The organism is Nocardioides currus, from assembly GCF_003057875.1.
GTDB classification, from domain to species: Bacteria; Actinomycetota; Actinomycetes; order Propionibacteriales; family Nocardioidaceae; genus Nocardioides; species Nocardioides currus.
The window spans coordinates 59623-82720 of the sequence record NZ_PYXZ01000006.1 but is presented as its reverse complement, the minus strand read 5'-3'; the positions used below and the strand labels follow the sequence as shown (position 1 = coordinate 82720).

At 71.3% G+C, this 23098-nt stretch carries 24 protein-coding genes; 16 read left to right on the top strand and 8 right to left on the bottom strand.

Annotated features, from left to right (window positions below):
- Positions 1–37 precede the first annotated feature (37 nt).
- The 4 genes from C7S10_RS22265 to C7S10_RS14040 all read left to right on the top strand — a co-directional run bounded on the left by C7S10_RS22265 (position 38) and on the right by C7S10_RS14040 (position 3700).
- Positions 38–1588: an MXAN_6640 family putative metalloprotease gene (locus tag C7S10_RS22265; RefSeq protein WP_165807156.1), complete on the top strand. Its 1551-nt coding sequence runs from the start codon at positions 38–40 to the stop codon at positions 1586–1588.
- Between the two features lie 17 nt (positions 1589–1605).
- Complete coding sequence (locus C7S10_RS22260; RefSeq protein ID WP_165807155.1) at positions 1606–2151, top strand: SGNH/GDSL hydrolase family protein; 546 nt, start codon at positions 1606–1608, stop codon at positions 2149–2151.
- A 132-nt stretch (positions 2152–2283) separates the two neighbouring features.
- Positions 2284–2865 (top strand): dihydrofolate reductase family protein, encoded by a 582-nt coding sequence (locus C7S10_RS14045; RefSeq protein ID WP_108345071.1) that lies wholly within the window; start codon positions 2284–2286, stop codon positions 2863–2865.
- 145 nt (positions 2866–3010) lie between these two features.
- Positions 3011–3700, top strand: coding sequence for a maleylpyruvate isomerase family mycothiol-dependent enzyme (locus C7S10_RS14040; protein WP_133176525.1), 690 nt, complete (start codon positions 3011–3013; stop codon positions 3698–3700).
- On the opposite strand, the gene C7S10_RS14035 is transcribed toward C7S10_RS14040, so the two are convergent.
- Positions 3690–4550 carry a MerR family transcriptional regulator gene (locus tag C7S10_RS14035; protein ID WP_207769386.1) on the bottom strand — a complete coding sequence of 287 codons (861 nt, stop codon included), beginning with the start codon at positions 4548–4550 and terminating at the stop codon, positions 3690–3692. The genes C7S10_RS14040 and C7S10_RS14035 overlap by 11 nt on opposite strands.
- A 209-nt stretch (positions 4551–4759) precedes the next feature.
- On the opposite strand from C7S10_RS14035, the gene C7S10_RS14030 reads away from it, so the two are divergent.
- The 4 genes from C7S10_RS14030 (at position 4760) to C7S10_RS14015 (ending at position 8217) form a co-directional block, all read left to right on the top strand.
- Positions 4760–5980: an SHOCT domain-containing protein gene (locus C7S10_RS14030; RefSeq protein WP_108345069.1), complete on the top strand. Its 1221-nt coding sequence runs from the start codon at positions 4760–4762 to the stop codon at positions 5978–5980.
- Between the two features lie 13 nt (positions 5981–5993).
- Positions 5994–7271 (top strand): hypothetical protein, encoded by a 1278-nt coding sequence (locus C7S10_RS14025; protein WP_108345068.1) that lies wholly within the window; start codon positions 5994–5996, stop codon positions 7269–7271.
- On the top strand, positions 7268–7555 hold the full coding sequence (locus C7S10_RS14020) for a hypothetical protein (RefSeq protein WP_108345067.1): 288 nt from the start codon (positions 7268–7270) through the stop codon (positions 7553–7555). Before C7S10_RS14025 ends, C7S10_RS14020 begins: the two co-directional genes overlap by 4 nt.
- A 116-nt stretch (positions 7556–7671) precedes the next feature.
- A complete protein-coding gene (locus tag C7S10_RS14015; RefSeq protein ID WP_108345066.1) occupies positions 7672–8217 on the top strand; it encodes a hypothetical protein in 546 nt (181 codons plus the stop codon).
- On the opposite strand, the gene C7S10_RS14010 is transcribed toward C7S10_RS14015, so the two are convergent.
- A complete protein-coding gene (locus C7S10_RS14010) occupies positions 8175–8813 on the bottom strand; it encodes a TetR/AcrR family transcriptional regulator (RefSeq protein WP_108345065.1) in 639 nt (212 codons plus the stop codon). The two genes, C7S10_RS14015 and C7S10_RS14010, sit on opposite strands and share 43 nt — an antisense overlap.
- A gap of 28 nt (positions 8814–8841) precedes the next feature.
- Here C7S10_RS14010 and C7S10_RS14005 point away from each other — a divergent pair, with 28 nt between their 5' ends.
- From C7S10_RS14005 to C7S10_RS13985, 5 genes are all read left to right on the top strand, one after another.
- Positions 8842–10092 (top strand): acyl-CoA dehydrogenase family protein, encoded by a 1251-nt coding sequence (locus C7S10_RS14005; protein ID WP_108345064.1) that lies wholly within the window; start codon positions 8842–8844, stop codon positions 10090–10092.
- Complete coding sequence (locus C7S10_RS14000) at positions 10089–10853, top strand: SDR family NAD(P)-dependent oxidoreductase (RefSeq protein WP_108345063.1); 765 nt, start codon at positions 10089–10091, stop codon at positions 10851–10853. The genes C7S10_RS14005 and C7S10_RS14000 overlap by 4 nt, the downstream gene beginning before the upstream one ends.
- Positions 10846–11913 carry a phosphotransferase family protein gene (locus C7S10_RS13995; RefSeq protein WP_108345282.1) on the top strand — a complete coding sequence of 356 codons (1068 nt, stop codon included), beginning with the start codon at positions 10846–10848 and terminating at the stop codon, positions 11911–11913. Before C7S10_RS14000 ends, C7S10_RS13995 begins: the two co-directional genes overlap by 8 nt.
- 76 nt (positions 11914–11989) lie before the next feature.
- Complete coding sequence (locus C7S10_RS13990; RefSeq protein WP_165807154.1) at positions 11990–12655, top strand: histidine phosphatase family protein; 666 nt, start codon at positions 11990–11992, stop codon at positions 12653–12655.
- A gap of 11 nt (positions 12656–12666) precedes the next feature.
- Entirely contained in the window at positions 12667–13401 is a 735-nt protein-coding gene (locus tag C7S10_RS13985) for an SDR family oxidoreductase (protein WP_108345061.1), read from the top strand.
- A gap of 501 nt (positions 13402–13902) precedes the next feature.
- On the opposite strand, the gene C7S10_RS13980 is transcribed toward C7S10_RS13985, so the two are convergent.
- Positions 13903–16014, bottom strand: coding sequence for a DEAD/DEAH box helicase (locus tag C7S10_RS13980; RefSeq protein WP_243395380.1), 2112 nt, complete (start codon positions 16012–16014; stop codon positions 13903–13905).
- A 254-nt stretch (positions 16015–16268) separates the two neighbouring features.
- On the opposite strand from C7S10_RS13980, the gene C7S10_RS13975 reads away from it, so the two are divergent.
- Positions 16269–16901 (top strand): TetR/AcrR family transcriptional regulator, encoded by a 633-nt coding sequence (locus tag C7S10_RS13975; RefSeq protein ID WP_108345059.1) that lies wholly within the window; start codon positions 16269–16271, stop codon positions 16899–16901.
- A 1-nt stretch (position 16902) separates the two neighbouring features.
- Here the strand turns inward: C7S10_RS13975 and paaE are convergent, their stop codons facing one another.
- Genes paaE through paaA form a run of 5 tightly spaced genes read right to left on the bottom strand, consistent with a single transcriptional unit; the run spans position 16903 to position 20590 of the window.
- Positions 16903–17961, bottom strand: a complete 1059-nt coding sequence (gene paaE, locus C7S10_RS13970) for a 1,2-phenylacetyl-CoA epoxidase subunit PaaE (RefSeq protein ID WP_108345058.1) — start codon at positions 17959–17961, stop codon at positions 16903–16905.
- On the bottom strand, positions 17961–18440 hold the full coding sequence (gene paaD / locus C7S10_RS13965) for a 1,2-phenylacetyl-CoA epoxidase subunit PaaD (protein WP_207769385.1): 480 nt from the start codon (positions 18438–18440) through the stop codon (positions 17961–17963). Before paaD ends, paaE begins: the two co-directional genes overlap by 1 nt.
- Positions 18437–19363, bottom strand: a complete 927-nt coding sequence (gene paaC / locus C7S10_RS13960; protein WP_108345056.1) for a 1,2-phenylacetyl-CoA epoxidase subunit PaaC — start codon at positions 19361–19363, stop codon at positions 18437–18439. Before paaC ends, paaD begins: the two co-directional genes overlap by 4 nt.
- A 1-nt stretch (position 19364) precedes the next feature.
- Positions 19365–19655 carry a 1,2-phenylacetyl-CoA epoxidase subunit PaaB gene (paaB, locus tag C7S10_RS13955; protein ID WP_010832326.1) on the bottom strand — a complete coding sequence of 97 codons (291 nt, stop codon included), beginning with the start codon at positions 19653–19655 and terminating at the stop codon, positions 19365–19367.
- Positions 19652–20590, bottom strand: coding sequence for a 1,2-phenylacetyl-CoA epoxidase subunit PaaA (gene paaA, locus C7S10_RS13950; RefSeq protein ID WP_108345054.1), 939 nt, complete (start codon positions 20588–20590; stop codon positions 19652–19654). The genes paaB and paaA overlap by 4 nt, the downstream gene beginning before the upstream one ends.
- 51 nt (positions 20591–20641) lie before the next feature.
- Here paaA and paaZ point away from each other — a divergent pair, with 51 nt between their 5' ends.
- Both paaZ and C7S10_RS13940 read left to right on the top strand, forming a co-directional pair.
- Positions 20642–22699 (top strand): phenylacetic acid degradation bifunctional protein PaaZ, encoded by a 2058-nt coding sequence (gene paaZ, locus C7S10_RS13945; RefSeq protein WP_243395379.1) that lies wholly within the window; start codon positions 20642–20644, stop codon positions 22697–22699.
- A gap of 99 nt (positions 22700–22798) precedes the next feature.
- A complete protein-coding gene (locus tag C7S10_RS13940; RefSeq protein WP_108345052.1) occupies positions 22799–23098 on the top strand; it encodes a hypothetical protein in 300 nt (99 codons plus the stop codon).

Below are 23098 nucleotides of genomic sequence, written 5' to 3'. Positions count from 1 at the left end.
GACGGCTGCTCGGGTCAGCGATGAAAAGGATGCTTCTGTGCGTAGGTCGATGATGCTCGCCGTGGTCGTGGGGCTCGTGCTCTCGCCGCTCTCGATGGTCTCCCCCGCGACGGCGGACCCCACGCCTCTCCCGGCCGACCCCAACGAGCGGGTGGCGCTGACCGCGCTCGACACCGCGGGCCGTGTGCTCGCCGGGGACGCCCGCCCGACCGACCCGTCCGCGACGGTCGCTCTGCGCGACCTCTGGCTGGCGCGCCCCGACCTCACCGGCACCGAGGCCGCCGAGGCGACGGCGCTCCTCGCCCGCCCCACGGACGGACCGGCCGACCCCTTCGGCAACGGCTACACCGTGCCGTCCACCAGCCAGTGCGGCGCGCACGTGTGCGTCCACTACGTCCCGACCACGGCCGACGCCCCGCCGAGCGTCGACTGGGTCGCGCTCAACCTGGCCACGATGGAGGCGGTCTACGAGCGCGAGGTCAACCAGCTCGGCTTCCGCGCTCCCCGCCCGGACGGCACCAACGGCGGCAACGGCTTGCTCGACGTCTACCTCAAGGACCTCGGCACCGGCCTGTACGGCTACTGCGCGGCCGAGTTCCGCAAGAAGGGTCGCACCGCGAGCGGCTTCTGCGTCCTCGACAACGACTACTCCGCGGCCCAGTTCCCGGCGCAGACGCCGGAGGCCAACCTCACCGTGACCGCGGCGCACGAGTTCTTCCACGCCGTGCAGTACTCCTACGACTACGACGAGGACCCGTGGATGCTCGAGTCCACGGCCACCTGGATGGAGGAGCAGGTCGCCGACGACATCAACGACAACCGGCAGTACCTCCGCTACAGCCAGCTGCAGGCGCCGTTCGTGCCCCTCGACGCGTTCAGCTCCACCTACGGCTTCCAGTACGGCAACTGGATCTTCTGGCAGTACCTCACCGACCGCTTCGGCACGAAGTTCACCAAGTTGGCGTGGGAGTCGGCCGGCAGCCTCAAGGGCGACGGCGGGAAGTACTCCACCGAGGCGATCGCCTCGGTGCTGCGCAAGAAGAAGCAGTCGCTGACGAATGTCTACGCCGACTTCGCGGCCGCCAACATCGTCCCCTCGTCGACCTACCCCGAGGCGCCCGGTGTCGCGGAGTACGCCAACCCGCCCGTGCTCGCCGACGTCACCCTGACCAAGGGCCAGAAGAAGTTCAGGCAGCGCGCCAAGGTCGACCACCTCGCCGCCGACGCGATGCACGTCCGCCCCGGCGCCGACCTGGCCGGCAAGAAGTGGCGCCTGCGCGTGAGCGTCAAGGCCCCGCGTCGTCTCCAGGGCGCGGCCGCGCGGCTGGTGATCCACAAGACCAACGGCAAGGTCGCGTTCCGCACGGTGAAGTTCAACCGCCGCAACAACGCCGTGCGCACCGTGCCGTTCAGCGCCGCGAAGGTGTCGGCCGTGTCGGTGTCCTTCGCCAACGTCTCGACCCGCTTCAAGTGCAAGGCCGGCACGACCTTCGCGTGCGGCGGTCGGGCGCTCCAGGACAACGCGAAGTTCACGATCACCAGCAAGGTCGTGAAGAAGGCGAAGCGGAAGCACAAGCACAAGCACTGAGGCAGCGGACGGCACTGGTGCGCATCGTGCTCCTGGGCGACAGCCACCTGGCCAGGGTTCGCCGGGACCTCCATCTCGTGGGCCCGGACGTGCACAACGGGGCGGAGGGCGGTGCCTCTGCGCTGGACCTGCCGGCCCAGGCGACCAGGGCCGCCGTGCAGGCGAGCGACCTGGTCGTCCTCTCGGTCGGCACCAACGACGCTGCCCCGTGGAAGCAGGTCCCCGTGACGGCTTTCGCCCGAGCCGTCCGTGACTGCCTGGGGTCCGTCGCCGCTCGGAGCTGGATCTACGTCACGCCACCCGGCGTGGACGAGGCCCGTCTGCCGGGGCCGGGTGACCGGACCAACGAGATCCTCGACGACTACCGCGAGGCCGCGATCTCCGTGTGCGGGGAGGTCGGCGCCGGGGTGGTGCGCGCCGAGCGCGTGATCGAGTCGCTCGGTGCAGGTGCCTTCGTCGACGACGGTGTCCACCTGAGCGGACGGGGCTACCAGGCACTGCTCCCCGCGATCGGTGACGCCGTCCGCGCCGTCGCGCGGAACGCGCAGCGTCCTGACCGGTGAGCGACAGCCATCGCCCGGCACTGCGCCACGAGCCGGAACCATCGATGTGCCCAGCTCGGCCCTCGTCGGAGGGCATGTCGGCGCCATGAACCCTGGGGAGACGCGAGTGCAGTGGTGCGGCACGATGGCGTCATGGGTGTCCGCCTCGTCGTCGCCGCGTCGACCTCGCTGGACGGGGTGATGCAAGCGCCGGCGTCGCCCGACGAGGACCGAGACGGCGACTTCCGGTACGGCGGGTGGATGCTGCCCTACGTCGACGCCGGCGTCGACGAGGCGATGGCCGCGACGTTCGCGGGCGCCGGCTCGATGCTGCTCGGACGCCGCACCCACGACATCCTCGCCGCGTTCTGGCCGACACACCCCGAGGAGCCGGGGGCCGAGCACCTGAACGCGCTGCGGAAGTACGTCGTGACCCGTCGTGGCATCACCACCGACTGGCACAACACCGAGGTGCTGCACGGCGACGCCGCTCTCACGGTCGAGGACCTCAAGGCCCGGGAGACCTCCACGATCGTCGTGCAGGGAAGCACCGAGCTCATCCGGACCCTCGCCGAGGCTCGGCTGGTGGACGAGGTGCACCTCTTCGTGTTCCCGGTCGTGCTCGGCGCGGGCAAGAGGTTCATGGCAGGACCCCCCGCCGTCGGCCTGCGGCTCCTCCGGTCCTCGACCAGCCAGTCGGGCGTCGTCAGCAGCGCGTACGCCGTCGAGCACTGACTGCGGCGGCTAGTTCGAGGACTACCCCTGGTCCGGCGGGTAGGCGCGTCGGCACGATCTGCCGCTGGGGTCGGGTGTGGGCGGACACGTCCGGCTATGTTCGGGCGCAGGTCGCGGACGGTGGTGGTCGACGGGGGTGTGGACGATGGGCGAGGCACCCGACTGGTTGGCGTTGTTGGCGATCCACACCGAGCGATTCGGTGACATCGTTCGGGATGCCGAGGTCGACGCACCGGTGCCTTCGTGCCCCGGCTGGTCGTTGCGTGACCTCGTCGTGCACCTGGGCGGCGTCCACCAGTGGGCGGCTCATGCCGTGCTCGACGGCAACCCCCACCTCCGCCCGGAGCCGCCTGCCGGGACCGGGCGTCACGAGCTGACGACCTGGTACCGCCGACACGCCTCGCACCTGGTCGAGGTGTTGACCTCGACAGCGGCGGACGCGCCTGCGTGGACCCTCGACGACCGGCACCCCACCGCGGCGTTCTGGAGGCGGCGTCAGGTCCACGAGACCGTGATGCACGTCTGGGATGCCGACCATGCTCTGGGCCAACGTCGACCGATCGATCCCCCTCTTGCCTGGGACGGGGTCCTCGAGGTGCGTGACGTGATCTATCCGCGGCAGGTGCGACTCGGCCGCGTCCAGCCCCTGGCGCGTTCGGTCCACCTGGTCGCCACGGACGTGAGCGGAGACGCCGTCCTCGGCGACGGGGAGGTGGTCGTGCTGCAGGGTGGGGCAGAGGTGCTCCTGAGGCTGCTGTGGCATCGAGCGGATCTCGGCGTGCACGTGTCCGACCCCCACGCGCGCACGCTGCTGTCAGGTGCCATCACCCCGTAGCCCCGAGGCGCACCGACAGCTCCATGGAGCGCAGGCGGGCCGGGGAGAAGTCGTAGGGCATCCTCCGGATGGTCTCCGCCGCATTCATCGCGCGCGCACCCGCCGCCGTGTCGGGCGGATGCTGCTCGTCCCACGCCTCGAAGAGCGCCTCGTCCTCCTCCAGCTGGTCGGACTCCTCGATGACGCGCATCAGTGCGGTCTCGAACGCGTGCCGCTCGGCTGCCACCTGCTCGACTCGGGGATCGTCGACGGCGACCGTGTCGTCGAGTGCCTCCTCGGCCGCATCGACGCGGTCGGACTCGGCGCGCATCTCGGGATGGAGGGCCAGGGCGACGAAACGTCCCGCCTGCACGGCGGCGCCGAGCGGACCGAAGATCCGCTCGGTGACCAGGAGGGCGTCGAGGTCCTGCTGCCGCAGCGAGCCCTCGGGTGCGTGCTGGAGACGGTCGGACACGAGGTCGTCGAGCAGGCCCTGCCGACTGCCGCGGGCTCGCATCCGCCGCACCGAGGCTCGCTTCCGCTCCAGCTCGGCCTCCTGCGCGGCGAGGGCATCGTCGAGTCGCGCGAGGACGCCAGCGACCTGGTCCTCGCCGACGGCACCGTCCGGCGCAGCCCCGGCGAAGGCGTCGCGGATGTCGTCGAGAGCGATGCCGGCGTCGGCCATCCGTCGGATCCACAGCAACCGGATGATCTCCGCGTAGCCGTACCGGCGTCGGCCGTCGCGGCCCCGCTCGCGCTCGGGGAGCAGGCCGACCTGGTGGTAGTGGCGGATCGCCCGGGGACTGATGCCGACGAACGCAGCGGCGTCGCCGATCAGGACTTCACGGGGCGGGGCCGGGAACGGGTGCACGGTGGACCTCTCGGATCGGGACGGGACGTGTTTCGAGCAGACCACATGACGCTGCGGCATGTGCAACGCAGCGAGCCGCGGATCGGCCGAGCGGGCGGCCATCATCCGTGCCGTCGATATCCGCGCTCTGCCCCGCGTTCGGGCGCTAGGGTTGCCGCCGTCGACCACCTGTGGGGGTGCTCGACCAACCCACGGGAGGAAAAGCGGACATGGGACTCTTCCAGGCAGTCACCGGCGCCATCGGCGGCACCCTCGCCGACCAGTGGCTCGACTTCTACGGCGTGCCGGACGGGCTGCCGGCCACCGCCGCCCTGTTCCCGGCGGTCGCCAAGGGCCAGAACGCCGACCGCGGCAGCAACACCCGCGGATCCGAGGGCGTCATCACCAACGGCTCCAAGATCGTCGTCCCCGAGGGCTACGGCCTCGTGCTCGTCCAGGACGGCGCGTTCACCGGCTTCGCCGCCGAGCCCGGTGGCTACATCTGGGACTCCGAGCAGCCGGCGTCGCAGTCGGTGTTCTCCGGCGGCGGCCTCGTCGACTCGGTCATCAAGCAGAGCTGGGAGCGCTTCAAGTTCGGCGGCCGCCCCGGGACGCAGCAGACCGCGATCTTCGTCGCGCTCAAGGAGCTGCCCAACAACAAGTTCGGCACCCAGTCGGAGATCTACTGGGACGACGCGTTCCTCAACACCCAGGTCGGCGCGATCACGCGCGGCACGTACACGCTGAAGATCACCGACCCGCTGACCTTCATCCGCAACTTCGTCTCGGCCGGCGTCATCAGCGGGAAGGGCGTCTTCGACTTCACCGACATCGACAACCCCGCGGGCGAGCAGCTCTTCAACGAGGTCGTCGGGTCGCTCGCGCCGGCGTTCTCGATGTACACCAACGACCCCGCCAAGGGGAACCGGATCGCCCGGCTCCAGCAGGACTCCGTCGGCTTCGCGCAGTCGCTGTCGGCGGCGGTCGAGGAGAACTACAAGTGGCGCACCGACCGCGGCCTCGAGATCGTGAAGACGGCGATCATCTCGATCGAGTACGACGCCACGACCCGCGAGCTGCTGAAGAACGTCCAGCGCGCCGATGCCCTCTCGGGCTCGCGCGGCAACTCCAACCTGCAGGCCTCGGTCGCCGCGGGCATCGAGGCCGCCGGCGAGAACGCCGGCCCGGGTGGGCTGATCGGCATGGGCATGGCCACCGGCGGCATGGGCGTGGGCGGTCTCCAGCAGCCGGCCACCCCGGCACCCGCGGCCGCGCCGGCCGCCCCCGCTGCACCGGCCGCTCCCGCTGCACCGGCCGCACCGGCGCCTCCGGCCGAGCCCGCCGCCGAGGACCCGATGGCGGTGCTCAAGCGCGCCAAGGACATGCTCGACGCCGGCCTCATCACCCAGGAGGACTACGACGCCGCGAAGGCGAAGGCGCTCGGTCTCTGACCGGGGCTGCGACATGACGCACGACGCACACGGGGACCCGCAGCAGCCGCCGGAACCGAAGTCACCGACCTTCGACGGCCCGCCGCTGTCGCTGGAGGAGGAGCTCGCGGCCGCGCGGGCCGAGCCCGAGCCCGGTCCCGACATCGCGACGGTCAACGAGGCGCTCGACGACGGCGTGAACCGCTGTCCGAAGTGCGGCTCGACGGACGTACGCCTGCGCGGGTCCACCGGGATGCTGGTGTGCCTGTTCTGCCGCCACGAGTGGCAGGAGGCGCGCGTCGAGGAGGAGTTCGGCCTCGGCGAGGGCATCGACGACCTCCAGGGCACCGTGATCGCGGGTGGCGCGGAGGACATCGACGACGACGCCGGCAACGTGATGACGATCAAGTGCGGCGGCTGCGGGGCGGAGGTCGTCGTGGACACGGCGCACGCGATGAACGCGCGCTGCCACTGGTGCCGCCACACGCTCAACGTCAACCAGCAGACGCCCAACGGCGCCGTCCCCGACGCCGTCCTGCCGTTCCGACTCACCCACGCCGAGGCGGTCGAGAAGATCCGCGAGTTCGCCTCGAAGCGCCGCCTGTTCGCGCACCCGAGGTTCAAGAAGGAGTTCGTCCCGGAGAACGTGCTGGGCGTCTACCTGCCCTACCTCGTGATCGACGCGCGCGCCGAGGCGTCGTACGTCGGCAAGGGCGAGGTGCAGACGCGTCGTTGGACCGAGGGCCAGGGCGACAACAAGACCACCTACTACGCGGCCGACGTCTTCCGCGTCGATCGCTCGGTCGCCTTCACCGTCGACGACCTCACGGTGGAGGGGTCCGCGGACCGCGCGAAGGTCGACTCGACGACGACCAACAACATCATCAACACGATCCTCCCGTTCGACACCAAGAACGCGGTGAAGTGGAACTCGAGCTACCTCGTCGGCTTCACCAGCGAGAAGCGCGACCTGGACGTCGACGAGCTCCAGCCCAAGCTGCAGGACCAGCTGCTCTCGATCGGCCGGTCACGGGTGCACGACTCGCTCGTGGAGTTCGACCGCGGCGTGCGCTGGGAGCAGGAGAAGGTCGACGTCGGCGGGTCGCGCTGGGTCGCGATGTATCTCCCCGTCTGGCTCTACTCCTACTTCCAGGAGGACACCGGGATGCTGCACTACATCGCCGTCAACGCCCGCACCGGCGAGACCATGGGCAGCGTCCCCGTCTCGCAGTGGCGGCTGATCACGGCCGCCCTGACCGTCGGCACCGTCCTCGAAGGCGCGGCGGGCGCGCTCCTGGTGGCGATGTCATGATCCACCTCCTGGTCAGCGAGGTCGCCCAGTCGACCTCCTCCGACGGCGGACCGCTGTGGCTCCTCGCCGCCGGTCCCGCCGGTGGCGCCGCGACCTACTGGGCGCTGTTCCGCTACTACCGCAACACCGACAAGTCGCACGCCTACGAGCGCGACACCCTGATCACGGCCAAGCCCGTGCAGGGCTCGCGGGAGAAGGTCGACCACATCTCCAAGACGCGGCAGTCCGGCATCGACGGCGACAACAGCTCCCAGCACCGGACACGGGTCACGCGACTTCCCTAGCCGGCCCGTCCCCACCGCCGTCCCCGGTTCGTGGGAAGTTGGCGCGCGTTCGGCTCTCGCGCGCCGGGCCGGGGTGAGGGTGTGCTCTCCGCACACCATCACGCCCGGGGGGCTCCATGACCATCACCATCACGCACCCCGGTGCGCGGCTCCTGGTGCCGATGCTCGACACCTTGGCCGACGTCGTCGCCGGTGACTGGACGACGGCGGCCCGCGTCTGCGCCGTACGCCTCCAGGACCCGCGGGCCTGCGCGTCCGACCTCGACCTGCTGGCCGCCCGTGCCGGGGTCCGTCCGGCCCGCCGCCAGGCCTACCGCTATCGCGTGCACTACCGGATGCTGCTCGTCGACGAGCACCCCTCGTTGCTGGCCGCCGCCCTCGACCTGCACACCAAGCTGGTCCTCGGGCAGTGGGACACGCTGGCGCTGGTCGTCCCACCCGACGCGGTGCCGACACCCGGCTGGCGACCGGTGGAGCTGCTCGACGCCCGGATCCGGCACCAGCTCCCCGACACCTGGTCGGGGCGGCCCTACGCGTCGGAGAGCCTGTTCCTCGCGCCGTCCTCCGCTCGGTTGGCCCACCACGTGCTGACCGAGCTCGAGGGCGGCGACGCCGGACGCTACGAGGTGCCGGCGGGCCCGGCCGTGCTCCACGTCGGCTGACCGCTCCCCGTCCCGCCCAGCAGGGCGAGCACGCGCTCGCAGTGCGCGACGAGGTCCTCGAGCGACGTGGTCCGCCCGTCCGCCGGCTCGGCGCTCCAGCTGAGGGCCCGGTCCTCGACGTACGCCCACCAGGCGTGGACCAGGTCGTACGCCGCTGCGTCGAGCCCCAGCGCCGCCATCACCCGGTCCGTGGAGACCGAGCGCACCGAGTCGTAGACCTCGCTGACCCGCGGGTCGGCGACCCCGCTGCCGTGCACGAGGGTGAGGTAGAACGCGCGCCGGCGGTCGATCTGCTCGATCATCGCGACCAGCATCGACCGCACCTGCTCCGGGCCCGGGTCGTCGGACGACGGAGCGGTGTTGCGCAGGATCCGTCGCCCGGCCGCCGCGATGCAGGCGAGGTAGAAGTCGGTCTTGGTCGGGAAGTAGTGGAACAGCAGCCCGCGCGAGATGCCGGCCTCGGCCGCGACGGCGTCGAGGGACAGGTCCTGGATCGGGGTGTCGACGATCCGGCTCAGCCCGATCCCCACGAGCTGGCGGCGCCGGTCCTCGGCGCTCAGCCGGCGGCGTACGGGATCGGACACGCTGTTGAGCATTGCTCAACTGTGTGGCTATGGTCAACCCATGGACTTCTCCCTCTCCCCCCGCGCGGCCGACCTCCAGGGCCGCGTCCGCGCCTTCCTCGACACCGAGATCGAGCCGCTCGAGGCCGACATGCACGAGCGGATCAAGACGGCCCGCGAGAGCGGCGGCGACGCCTGGACGCCCGACCCGCGGATCAAGGAGCTGCAGGCCAAGGCGCGCGCGCAGGGACTGTGGAACCTCTTCCTTCCGGCCGAGCACGCCGGGTCCTACGCCGCCGACTTCGGCACCGACGGCGGCGCCGGGCTGAGCAACGTCGACTACGCCCCGCTGGCCGAGGTGATGGGCCGCTCGTTCCTGGCGCCCCTCGTCTTCAACTCCAACGCGCCCGACACCGGGAACATGGAGGTGCTGCTGAAGTACGGCACCGAGGAGCAGAAGGGCCAGTGGCTCGAGCCGCTGCTGCGCGCGGAGATCCGCAGCGCTTTCTGCATGACCGAGCCGGAGGTGGCCTCCTCCGACGCGACCAACATGGCCGCCACCGCGGTGGTCGACGGCGACGAGGTCGTCATCAACGGTCGCAAGTGGTTCTCCACCGGCATCGGCAACCCCGAGTGCAAGATCCTCGTCTTCATGGGCCTGACCAACCCCGACGCCGACCGTCACTCGCGCCACACCATGGTGCTGGTCCCCCGCGACGCCCCGGGCGTCACGGTCGAGCGGATGCTCACCACGATGGGCTACTACGACGAGCCGCTCGGGCACGGCGAGGTGTCCTTCGACCACGTGCGGGTGCCGGTCGGCAACATCCTGCTCGGCGAGGGCCGCGCGTTCGAGATCGCCCAGGGCCGGCTCGGCCCGGGACGCGTGCACCACTGCATGCGCGCCATCGGGCTCGCGGAGAAGGCGCTCGAGATCGCGTGCGAGCGCGCGACCAGCCGCACCGCCTTCGGCAAGCCGCTGGCCAACCTCGGTGGCAACCGCGAGCGCATCGCCGACGCCCGCATCGCCATCAACCGCTCCCGCCTGCTCGTCATGCACGCCGCTTGGCTGCTCGACCAGGGCCTGTCGATGGAGGCCGTCTCCGCGGTCAGCGAGATCAAGGTCGAGGTGCCCAACATGGCCCTGGACGTGATCGACATGGCGATCCAGCTGCACGGCGGCGCCGGCATGACCGACGACTTCCCGCTCGCGGCGGCGTACGTCGGGGCGCGCTCGCTGCGGCTGGCCGACGGGCCCGACGAGGTGCACCGCAACGTGATCGCCAAGATCGAGCTGGGCAAGCACGCATGAGGCGCGTCCTGGTCACCGGGGCCGCGTCCGGGCTCGGCGCGGCACTCACCGCCGCGTTCCGCGCGCGCGGCGACGAGGTGCTCGCCACCGACCGGGTCGAGGCCGACGGCATCGACCTGGTCCTCGACATCACCTCCGACGCCGACTGGGCGGCCGCGCTCGCGGCCGTCGAGGAGCGGTGGGGCGGGCTGGACGTGCTCGTCAACAACGCCGGCGTCGCGGGCGGCGGCCGGATCGAGCTCTGCTCGATGGACGACTGGCGCTGGATCACCGAGATCAACCTCTTCGGTGTGGTCCGCGGCGTGCAGACCTTCACCCCGATGCTCAAGGCGCAGCGCTCGGGCCACATCGTCAACGTCGCCTCGCTCGCCGGCCTCGTGCACCCCGCCGGCATGGGCTCCTACAACGCGGTCAAGGCCGCGGTCGTCGCCTTCACCGAGACCTGCGGCCACGAGCTCGCGGCCCACGGCGTGCACGCCAGCGCGGTCTGCCCCTCCTACTTCCGCACCAACCTGATGGACTCGATGCAGGGCCAGGACGAGGCCATCGGCACGGTCATCTCCGCGCTGGTCAACAACTCGAAGGTGAGCGCCGACGACATCGCGGCCGCCGTGCTGGCCGGCATGGACGCCGGCGAGGACGTGATCGTCCCCGACGAGGCCGCCCGTCAGGCCTACTTCCTGAAGTGGGCCGACCGAGCGGCGTACGACGACGTCATGCGCGCGCAGGCCCGCAAGCTCGACGGTGCGCTCCATGACTGAGGTGGCCGGCGCCCGCGCCGTGCGCGACGAGGACGCGTTCGACGTCCCTGCCGTCGCCGCGTGGCTGCGCGACAACGCCGGTGACCCGAGCGGTCTGGAGGGGACGCCCGAGGTGCGCCAGTTCTCCGGCGGCGCGTCGAACCTGACCTACCTCCTGCGCTATCCCACCCGCGACCTCATCCTGCGGCGGGCACCGGGCGGCACCAAGGCGAAGGGCGCGCACGACATGCGTCGCGAGTTCGTCATCCAGTCGGCGCTCGCGCCGGTCTTCCCCTACATCGCGCCGATGGTCGGCTTCTGCGACGACCCGTCGGTCGTCGGCGGTGACTTCTACGCGATGGGTCGGATCGAGGGCGTGATCCCCCGCAGCACCTGGCCGCCCGGCGTCGACCTGACGCCCGAGCAGGCGCGCCGGCTGTGCCTCAACGTCGTCGAGGTGTACGCCGAGCTGCACTCCGTCGACGCAGAGGCGGCCGGCCTCGGCGAGCTCAACCGGGGCACCGGCTACGTCCGCCGCCAGGTCGAGGGGTGGTCGGCGCGCTACCGGAACGCGCACACGCCCGACAACCCGTCCTTCGAGGTGGTGATGACGTGGCTGGACGCCAACCAGCCCGACGACGTCGCCCACTGCGTGATCCACAACGACTTCAAGATCGACAACATGGTCTTCGACGCCGACGACCCGACCCGCGTGGTCGGCGTCCTCGACTGGGAGATGGCCACGCTCGGCGACCCGCTCATGGACCTCGGCGGGGCCCTCGCGTTCTGGATCCAGGCCGACGACTCCGACGAGCTGAAGATGACGAAGCGGGTGCCCACCGACCTGCCCGGGATGATCACCCGGGAGGAGGTCGTCGAGGCCTACTGCGAGCGGATGGGCTTCGACCTGACGCCCGAGCAGTGGCGCTTCTACGAGGTCTTCGGGCTCTTCCGCAACGCCGTGATCGCCCAGCAGATCTACTACCGCTACTTCCACGGCCAGACGACCAACGAGATGTTCGCGATGTTCGGGCCCGGCGTGCAGATCCTGGACCGCCGGATCGCCGAGGTGCTCGCGTGAGTGAGCGAAGCGAGCGAACCATCAGACGCAGTGCCGCTGGTGCCTCATGCGCGCACGGAGCGAAGCGAGTACGTGCATGAGCAAGATCCTGCTGGTGCGGCACGGCCAGGCGTCGTGGGGCGCGGCCGACTACGACCAGCTCTCCGACCTCGGCGTCGAGCAGTCGCGTGTGCTCGGTGCCGCGCTCGCGTCCCAGGGCATCCTCCCCGACGTGCTGCTCTCGGGTGCGATGAAGCGGCACCGGCAGACCGCCGAGGGCGCCTGTGAGGGCGCGGGGTGGGACCTGCCGCTGACCTTCGACGACGGCTGGAACGAGTTCGACCACCAGCAGATGCTCGAACGGCACCCGGCCCCGGACGACGTCGACGTCGCCTCCGACCCGCGCGCGTTCGAGCGCTGGTTCACCGACGCCACGCTGCGCTGGACGGGCGGCCAGCACGACGACTACGACGAGCCGTTCGCCGGCTTCTGCGAACGGGTCTCCGCGGCGCTCGACCGGGCCGTCGCCGTACTCGACCCGAAGGGCACCGCCGTCGTCTTCACCAGCGGCGGTCCGATCGCCTGGGCGAGCGCAACCCGGCTCGACGACTCCTCCGACGTCGCGGCCCACCTGTGGCGGCGCCTCAACCAGGTCGTCATCAACGCCGCCGTCACCAGCTTCGTCGTCGGCTCGCGCGGCACCACCCTGGTCGCCTTCAACGAGCACACGCACCTGCCCGCCGACCTCCAGACCTACCGATAGGACTCCGCCGCATGCCCACCATCCTGATCACCGGCGCGTCCTCGGGACTCGGCGCCGAGATGGCTCGCCAGTTCGCCGCGCTCGGCTACGACCTGGCGCTGTGCGCGCGGCGCACGGACCGCCTCGAGGACCTGGCCGCCTCCCTGCCCGGGGTGAAGGTCTCGGTCAAGGCGCTGGACGTCAACGACCACGACGCGGTCTTCCGGGTGTTCGAGGAGTTCCGCGCGGAGTTCGGCACGCTCGAGAAGATCATCGTCAACGCCGGGCTCGGCAAGGGCCAGCCGCTCGGCACCGGGCGCTTCGACGCCAACCTCGCGACCGCGCAGACCAACTTCATCGGCGCCCTCGCCCAGACCGAGGCCGCGGCGAAGATCTTCCGCGAGCAGGACGCCGGCCAGCTGGTGATGATCTCCTCGATGTCGGCCGTCCGCGGGATGCCGAGGAACATCACGACGTACGCCGCCACGAAGGCCGCCGTCGCGCACCTGGCCGAGGGCTTCCGCGCCGACGTGATGCACACGCCCATCAAGGTCACCGTGCTCTACCCCGGCTACATCGTCTCCGAGATGTCGGCCACCTCCGCCACCACCCCGCTCGTCTCCTCGACCGAGAAGGGCGTGCGCGCGATGGTGTCGGCGATCGAGAAGGAGAAGGCGTCCGCCCGTGTCCCGAGCTGGCCGTGGGTGCCCGTCGGGTTCGCGCTCGAGCACCTGCCCCTACCGCTCGCGCGGAAGTTCATGGGCTGATCCTGCTCGCTGCTCGCTGGTCGCTGGTCGCGCAGCGGTGGGTGAGCCACCCTCTCGCCGTGCGGAAGGTGGGTGACTCACCGCCACCGGCGGGTCACGCGACGACACACCCCGCAGCGGTGCGTGAGCCACCCTCTCGCCGTACAGAAAGTGGGTGACTCACCGCCACCGGCGGGTCACGCGACGACACACCCCGCAGCGGTGCGTGAGCCACCCTCTCGCCGTACGGAAGGTGGGTGACACACCGACGTTGGGCGGGGCGCGCCGGGACACGCTGGCGTCGGTGGCGCAGCCACAGGATGGGCGCGGGAAACGTGGCTCACGCACCGCCACCCGAACACCGCGGCGGAGCCGTCGGTCCCGGAGTCACACGGTGGCGTGCGTCCGACGTCGCGGCCGCCACCTCGTCGGACGTCACGCGGGACGTCCGACGACCCGGTCGCCCGTGCCACCGCCTCGTCGGACGTCCCGGCGGACGTCCGACACCGCGGCTGCGCCGGGTCAGCGGCCCCCGCGGGCCTCGAGCGCGTCGTTGAGCAGTCCGACGAGCGCCTCGAGCTGTACGTCGACGGACGACGCGATCTCGTCGGCACCGTCGAGGGCGCGAGCGGCGAGGCCGGCCTTCGAGTCGATGAGCTCGGCGATCTTCGAGTCGATCGTCTGCGCCGCGATGATCCGCCACGCCGTGACCGGCTCCGACTGACCGATGCGGTGGATGCGGTCGATCGCCTGGGTCTGCTCGGCGTCGGTCCACGACAGCTCGGCCAGCACCATGTTGGAGGCGACCTGGAGGTTCAGGCCGACGCCGGCGGCGGTGAGCGAGCAGACGATGATCGAGGTCTCGGGGTCGTTGGTGAACGACTCGATCGCGGCGGCGCGGGCCTTCGCGGTCTGGTCGCCGCGGATCGAGACGAAGCTGATGCCGCGCTTGGCGAAGCTGGCCTGCGCCTCGTCCATCACGTCGACGTGCTTGGCGAAGAAGACGACCTTGCCGACGTTGCGCGCGAGCTGCGCCGTGTAGTCGGCGGCCAGCCCGGCCTTGGCCTGGCCGATGCGGCGCATCATCGAGAAGACGTTCTCGCCGTCCTTGGCCGACTCCATGTCCTCGCGCTCCCACTTCGCGACGCGGCGGACCAGCTCGTGGTCGATGCCGTCGACGACGACGTGGGTGGTGCGCGCCTCGAGGGCGGCGTCGTAGCGCTGCACCAGGCGACGTGACAGCTCGCGCTCGGCGTCGCGGATGGAGCGGCCCTCGGCCCCCTCGAGCTCGACCGGCAGGTCGGCGACGCGGCGGGCGGGGATGTCGGCGGCGACGTCGATCTTCTTGCGTCGCACGATGCCCATCTCGATCACCGAGCGGCGGGCGTTGGGGTAGAAGCCGGGCTCACCGGGCATCAGGCCGGTGTCCTCGAGCTTGTTCATCAGCTCGGCCAGCGGCTTGTGGTCGTCGATCCAGCCGAGGAACTGCCAGATCGCGCGGAAGTCCTCGATGTCGTTGATCAGCGGGGTGCCGGTCAGCGCCATCAGCAACGGTCGGGCGATGCGGGTGCGGATGCGCTGCGAGAGCTCGAGGACGTGCTGCGAGCGCTGCGAGGACTTGTTCTTGATGAAGTGGGCCTCGTCGACCACCATGCCGCGGAAGCCGTGGTCGCCGAGCCAGCCGACGTGCCGGTCGAGGACCTCGTAGTTGACGACCACGATGTCGGCGAAGCCGTCGACCTCCTCCCCGTCGCCGTGGATCACGGTGACGGAGCGGTTGGGCGTCCAGAGGCTGACCTCGTGCGCCCAGTTGGCCTTGACGACGTTGGGCACGACGACGAGCAGCGGCCAGGCCTGGGCGGCCTGCGCGGCGAGCAGCGCCTGGGCGGTCTTCCCGAGCCCGGGCTCGTCGGCGAGCAGGAACGTGCGGTGGCCGCCGGCGGCGGCCGCGACGAGCTGGGCCTGGTGGGGCATGAGCGGCACGCCGGGCACGGGCACCGGGTCGGGCAGCTTCATGCACGCGGCGGCCCCGCCCCCGACGTACTCGAAGGACTTGAAGAGCGGCTCGAGGAGCTCCCAGTTGGCGAGCCGACGCGCCTCGACGCGGAGCGGGACGGCGGAGAAGTCGGGGGCGAGGAACGGGTTGGCGAGCTGGCGCGAGATGACGGACTGCGGGACGACGCGGCGCGCGGAGCTGGAGGCAGCCGTCTCGGGCTTCTTGGGCTCGGCCTCCTCCGGCACGTCGATGCCGCCCTGCTTGAGCATCTGCCGCTTCAGCGCGCGGGCACCCTCGGAGATCTCGACGTCCTCGGCGAGCAGCTGCAGCAGCGAGGTGTCACGAGCGGCCGTCTTGGCCAGGATCGTGGCGATGCCGTCGAGTCGCTTCAGCTGCTCGGCCTTGCGGGCCTCGCCGATCTCGGTGTCGGCGTTGAGGCGGTTGCGCTCGTCGCGCACCAGCAGGGCCACGACCTGGAAGGTGGCCCGGCCGTGCGGCGCGACCTTCCCGCGCTCGGCCGCCTGTTCCACCTCGCGCACGGAGCGCGCGAGCACCGGGATGATGCCCTCGTTGTCCTTGCGGACGACCTTGGTGCCGCCGCGGCGTGCGGTGGATGTGCGTCGGCTTCGCTGAGCCACTCGGTTCCTCCTCGGAGTCCGGCACGGCTCGCGCCGGACAGCACTGTCTGCGTCGCGAGAAGTTTCGCCTCGACTGCCCCAGCGACGCAGGAACCCGACGGTGAGCCAGGACAGAGAAGTCGCGGGCCGCACGTGTGAGTCGGGGCCGATCCGCCACCAGATCGGGCTGACCGAGCGGCGAAGGCGAAGCCATCGTACCCCGCCCCGCCGCCAAACCGTGCACCCCCGGCCGACGGCCGTGCGAGGCTGGTGGCATGCCATCCGCCGGAGCTGCCGAGGAGCCCGTCGAGACGTCGGGGTCCGTACGTCGCGGACGACCCGGCTACGACCAGGAGACCGTGCTCCGGCGCGCGATCGAGGTGTTCAACCGGCAGGGCTACGACGCGACCAGCATGGGCGACCTGGCCCGCGAGCTCGGGCTGACCAAGTCGGCGATCTACCACCACGTGCCGAGCAAGGAGCACCTGCTCGCCTCGGCCCTCGACGAGGCGCTCGACGCCCTCAGCAGCACCGTCACCGCCATCGCCGCCACGCACGAGCAGCCCGCGCAGGCCCGCCTGCGTGCGGCCCTCCGCACCTCGGTCGAGATCCTCGCCGACCACCTCCCCGCGGTCACGCTGTTGCTCCGCGCGCGCGGCAACAGCGAGGTCGAGCAGGCCGCGCTCGACCGGCGCCGGGCGATCGACGACGCCCTGGCCGAGCTCGTGCGCGACGCCGTACGCGAAGGGAGCCTGCGCACCGACATCGAGCCCGAGCTGATCAGCCGCCTGCTCTTCGGGATGGTGAACAGCTCGATCGAGTGGTTCCACCCCGACGGCGCCGTCGACGCCTCCCAGCTCGCCGACGCGATCACCGGGATCGCCTTCGACGGGCTCTCGACGCGCTGACCTACGCGTCGAAGTCGACGGCGACCTCGTCGGAGACGGGGAAGGTCTGGCAGGTGAGCACGAACCCGCGGGCGACCTCGTCGTCGTCGAGCGCGTAGTTGCGGCGCATCTCGACCTCGCCGCTGGTGACGTGGGCGCGGCAGGTGCCGCAGACGCCGCCCTTGCAGGCGAAGGGCAGGTCGTTGCGAGTGGCGGCGGCGCCGTCGAGGATCGTCGTGGCACGCGGCATCGGCGCGGTGGTGGTGCGGCCGTCGAGCGAGATGGTCACGTCGCTGACATCGCCCTCGACGACGGCCTCCGGGCGGTCGAGCTCGGGCGGCGGCTCGTCGACGTAGAACAGCTCGAAGTGCACGCGCTCGGCCGGGACGCCGAGCTCGGAGAGCACCTCGCGGGCGTCGGCGATCAGCCCGAACGGCCCGCAGATCCAGACGTGGTCCACTCCCCCGACCGGCACGAGCAGGGACACCAAGCGGCGCAGCCGGTCGGCGTCGAGCCGGCCGGTGAACAGCTCCACGTCGCGGGGCTCGCGGGAGAGCACGTGCACCAGCTCGAGGCGGTGGCGGTAGCGGTTCTTCAGGTCCGCGAGCTCCTCGGCGAACATCACCGTGTTGGTGTGGCGGTTGCCGTAGAGCAGGGTCACCTGCGAGTCGGGGTTGCGCAGCACCGTCGAGGCGATCGAGAGCATCGGCGTGATCCCCGACCCGGCGGCGATGCACAGGTGGCGCCCGGGCAGGTCGTCGCTCGCGGCGAACGAGCCGCTCGGCGTCTGCACCTCGATCACGTCGCCGGGCCGGACGTCGCGGGTCAGCCATCGCGAGAAGAGGCCGTCGGGGATCTCGCGTACGCCGATGCGCGGGCGCTCGCCCGCCGGGGCGCAGATCGAGTAGGAGCGGCGGTGCTCGGTGCCGTCGATCGTCCGGCGCAGCGTCAGCGACTGGCCGGCGGCGAAGTCGAACTCGTCGCGCAGGTCGTCGGGCACCTCGAAGGTGACGGCCGCCGAGTCGTCGGTCAGCGGCTCGACGGAGGCGACGGTGAGGGGGTGGAACGTGCCGCGAGCCATCAGATCTCCTTGACGTGCTCGAACGGCTCGAGGCACGTCGAGCACTGGTACATCGCCTTGCACGCGGTCGGTCCGAACTCCGAGGTGAGTCGGACGTCGGCGCTGCCGCAGCGGGGGCAGTCGATCGCCCGACGCACCGGCGCCAGGGTGAGCGGGATCGGGCCCGTCGGCGCCGGGCCCGGAGCCGAGAGACCGTGCGCCCTCAGCCGGTCGCGCCCGTGCTCGGTGATCCAGTCGCTCGACCAGGCCGGGCTGAGGCTGACCTTCACGTCCACCTCGTCGTAGCCGGCGTCCTGGAGCGCGTGCACCAGGTCGTCGCGCATGGTCGCCATCGCCGGGCAGCCGGAATAGGTCGGGGTGATGGTCACAGTCACGCGGTCGCCGGACTCGTCGACGTCGCGCAGCACGCCGAGGTCGACGAGCGTCAGCATCGGCATCTCGGGGTCGGTGACGGTGGCCGCCACCGCCAGGGCACTCACCACTTCCCCAGGGGGTGGGCGCGGGCCACCACCTGCATCTCGGCGAGCAGCCTGCCCATGGCCTCCGAGTGGCGACCGGTGCGTCCGAGCGGGCCGGTGCCGGAGGCCGGGACGTCGGGTCGCTCGATCCCGGCGGTGGCGAGCACGTGCTCGACGACGGCGTCGACCTCGTCGCCGACCGTGGCCGGGTCGACCCCGAACGCCTGCTCCGCAGCCCGGGCCTCGACGTCGGAGCAACGGGTCAGCTCGGCGTACATCGGCCAGACGGTCGCGAGGCCGGCGACCAGCCTGCGCCGCGACTCCTCGGTGCCGCGGGCCAACGTGACGAACCAGCGGCCGGCGTAGTCGCGGTGGTAGGTGACCTCCTTGACGCCCTTGGCCGCGATGGCCGCGAGCACCGGGTCGACGCTGGCCGCGAGTCGCTGCAGCAGGGCGAGCCGGTGGGTCGAGAAGAGCAGCAGCCGCGCGATGGTGACGCCGAAGTCGCCGTTGGGCGCCTCGACGTAGCGCACGTTGCGGAAGGCCGACTCGTCACGGAAGAACGCCAGCGCGTCCTCCGGCGGGACGGGCGAGCCGTCGGGCAGCACCGGCACCACGGACGGATCGGCGGCCGCCGCCCGCGCGAGCAGCAGGCGGGCCTGGCCGAGCAGGTCGAGGGAGATGTTGGCCAGCGCGATGTCGTCCTCGAGGTCGGGCGCGTTGCTCGTCCACTCCGAGAGCCGGTGGGCGTAGACCAGTGCGTCGTCGCCGAGCATCAGGCAGTACGCCGCCAGGACAGCGCCGTCGACACCTGCCGGGATCGTCGTGTCGACGCCGGCGAGCGGGTCCTCGAAGTCCGTGCCGAAGGCCCACTGCGAGGCGTCGCCGCCGAGGAGCCCGTCGTAGACGGAGTCGTGGTCGAGGTCGAGGTCGTGGGAGTCCATGTCACATGTGGGGGACGTCGTCGGGGATGGCGTAGAAGGTCGGGTGCCGGTAGACCTTGTCGCCGGCGGGCGCGAAGAGCGGGTCCTTCTCGTCGGGGCTGGAGGCGACGATCAGGTCGGCGCGGACCGCCCAGATGCTGACGCCCTCGTTGCGGCGGGTGTAGACGTCGCGGGCGTGGCGCAGCGCCATCTCGTCGTCGGCGGCGTGCAGCGAGCCGACGTGGACGTGGTTGAGGCCGCGCTTGCCGCGCACGAAGATCTCGTAGAGGGGCCACTCGGGCTGGACGGTCACAGGTCTGTCCCCTTCGCTGCGAAGGCGAGGGCCGCCTCGCGGACCCATGCGCCCTCGTCGTGGGCACGCTTGCGGTGGGCGATCCGCTGGGCGTTGCACGGGCCGGAGCCGGAGACGACGGCCGCGAACTCGTCCCAGTCGGGCTGGCCGAAGTCGTGGTGACCGCGCTCCTCGTTCCACGCGAGCTCAGGGTCGGGCAGCGTGACGCCGAGCGCCTCGGCCTGTGGCACCGACATGTCGACGAACTTCTGCCGCAGGTCGTCGTTGGTGTCGCGCTTGATCCCCCACGCCATCGACTGCGCGGTGTTGGGCGAGTCGGCGTCGGGCGGGCCGAACATCATCAGCGCCGGCCACCAGAAGCGGTCGACCGACTCCTGCACCATCGCGCGCTGCTCGTCGGTCCCGGACATCATCGTCATCAGCAGCTCGTAGCCCTGGCGCTGGTGGAACGACTCCTCCTTGCAGACGCGGATCATCGCGCGGCCGTAGGGCCCGTAGGAGGTCCGGCACAGCGGCACCTGGTTGCAGATGGCGGCGCCGTCCACGAGCCAGCCGATGGTGCCCACGTCGGCGTACGACAAGGTCGGGTAGTTGAAGATGGAGGAGTACTTCTGCTTGCCCGAGATGAGCTTGTCGGTGAGCTCGCCGCGACTGACGCCGAGCGTCTCGCAGGCGGAGTAGAGGTAGAGCCCGTGGCCGGCCTCGTCCTGCACCTTGGCGAGCAGGATCGCCTTGCGGCGCAGGCTCGGTGCGCGGGTGATCCAGTTGCCCTCGGGTTGCATGCCGATGATCTCGGAGTGCGCGTGCTGGGCGACCTGACGGATCACCGTCGCGCGGTACTTCTCCGGCATCCAGTCGCGTGGCTCGATCCGGTCGTGGTGCTCGATCGTGCGCTCGAAGTCGGCTTCCCTGTCGGCGTTCGCAGTGGCAGTCACCGGCGACCCTCCCTTATTTACAGACCGATCGGTCAGGAATAGTCTGACACGGTGACCGAGACGACCGCAATGCTGGCGAGCTATTCCTGTGGGACCTGGTTCCGCGCCACCGACGAGGGCGAGCCGCTCCTCGATGCGAGCACCGGCGAGGAGGTCGCCCGGATCTCGTCGACCGGCCTCGACCTCGCCGCGATGACGACCTACGCCCGCGAGGTCGGCGGCCCCGCCCTGCGCGCCCTGACCTTCCACGAGCGCGCGGCCGCGCTCAAGGCGATGGCGAAGATGCTCGGCGAGCACAAGGACGACTTCTACGCGCTGTCCGCCCGCACCGGCGCCACCCAGCGCGACTCGATGGTCGACATCGACGGCGGCATCGGTACCGTGTTCTCGATCGCGTCGAAGGGCACGCGGGAGCTGCCCAACGACGTGGTCGTCCTCGACGGCCAGCCCGAGCGCCTCGGCCGCGAGGGCAGCTTCCTCGGACAGCACGTCTACACCTCACGCCCGGGCGTGGCCGTCCAGATCAACGCCTTCAACTTCCCCGTTTGGGGGATGCTCGAGAAGCTCGCCCCCGCGTTCCTGGCCGGACTGCCGACGATCGTGAAGCCGGCGAGCCAGACGGCCTACGTGACCGAGGCGGTCGTACGCCGCATCGTCGACTCGGGTCTCCTCCCCGAGGGCACCCTCCAGCTGCTGTGCGGCTCCCCCGCCGGCCTGATCGACGAGCTGGGTGCTCAGGACTCCGTCGCCTTCACCGGCTCCGCCGCGACCGGCGCGCACCTGCGCCAGCACCCCTCGGTCCTGCACGGCGGCGTCCAGCTCGGCGTCGAGGCCGACTCACTCAACTGCTCGATCCTCGGCACCGACGTGGGCCTCGACGACCCGGAGTTCGAGCTCTTCGTCAAGGGCGTCGTCACCGAGATGACCGTCAAGGCCGGTCAGAAGTGCACGGCCATCCGTCGCGTCATCGTCCCGGCGGCCATGGCCGACGACGTCGTCGCCGCCGTCTCCGCGCGGCTCGCGAAGGTCACCGTCGGCCACCCGACCAGCGAGGGCGTACGCATGGGTGCCCTCGCCTCGCTCGCCCAGCGCGACGAGGTCCGCAAGGCGGTCCAGGCCCTGCGCGCGTCGTCCGAGATCGTCTTCGGCAACCCGGACGTGGTCGACGTCGTGAACGCCGATGCGGAGACCGGCGCCTTCATGTCGCCGGTGCTGCTCAAGGCCCACCCGGGCGCCAGCGAGCCGCACGACATCGAGCCCTTCGGCCCGGTCGCGACCGTCATCACCTACGACTCGCTCGACGACGCGATCCGGCTCGCGGCCCGCGGCCAGGGCAGCCTCGCCGGCTCGATCGTCACCCACGACCCCTCGGTGGCGCGCACCCTGGCCCTCGGCCTCGCACCGTGGCACGGACGCCTGCTGGTCCTCGACCGCACCAGCGCCGCCGAGTCCACCGGCCACGGCTCGCCCCTGCCGGTGCTGGTCCACGGCGGTCCCGGTCGCGCCGGGGGCGGCGAGGAGCTCGGCGGCGTGCGGGCCGTGCTGCACCACATGCAGCGCTCCGCGATCCAGGGCTCGCCCGACATGCTCAGCGCGATCAGCGGCCAGTGGATCACCGGATCCTCGCGCACCGAGACCGACGTCCACCCGTTCCGCAAGTCGCTCGCCGAGCTCGCGGTCGGCGACACCATCAGCTCGGCCACGCGCACGGTCACCCTCGACGACATCGACCACTTCGCCGAGTTCACCGGCGACACCTTCTACGCCCACACCGACGAGGCGGCGGCGCAGCAGAACCCGCTGTTCGGCGGGATCGTCGCCCACGGCTACCTCGTCGTCTCGCTCGCCGCCGGCCTCTTCGTCGACCCCGACCCGGGGCCGGTGCTGGCCAACTTCGGCGTCGACCGGCTGCGCTTCCTCACCCCGGTCAAGGCCGGCGACTCGATCCAGGTGACGCTGACGGTCAAGCAGATCACCCCCCGCACTAACGCCGACTACGGCGAGGTCCGCTGGGACGCCACGGTCGTCAACGGGTCCGGGGATCCGGTGGCGACGTACGACGTCCTGACGCTGGTCGCGAAGCAGTGGCCGCAGGAACCGAGTGCCTGACGCGGCCTCGGGGTGGCTGAGCCACACTCCCGCCCCGGCGATGGTGGGTGGCCCACCGCCCCCTCCCGTGAGCGGACCGATCTCCGCTAGGTTGCGCTCGTGAGCCCAGCCCTGCAGCGGACGGTCGGCGTGGTGGTGCTGCTCGTCGCCGGCATGGCGAGCCTGCCCGTCGCGGCGAGCTTCCTCGACGGACGCTCGACCGAGAACTGGATCGTCCCCGCCCAGCTCGTCGCGGTGGCCGCGATCGGTGCGGGCGTCACCGTGGCGCTGCCGGCGCTGGCGAGGGCCGGAGCGGACTCCCGCCGGCGGGCGCTGACCGGCGTGTGGTGGGGCCTGCTCGCCGCGTTCGTGGGCGTGGTCGTGTTCTGGTTGCTGCTCAACGGCGTCGACGGCGCCTGA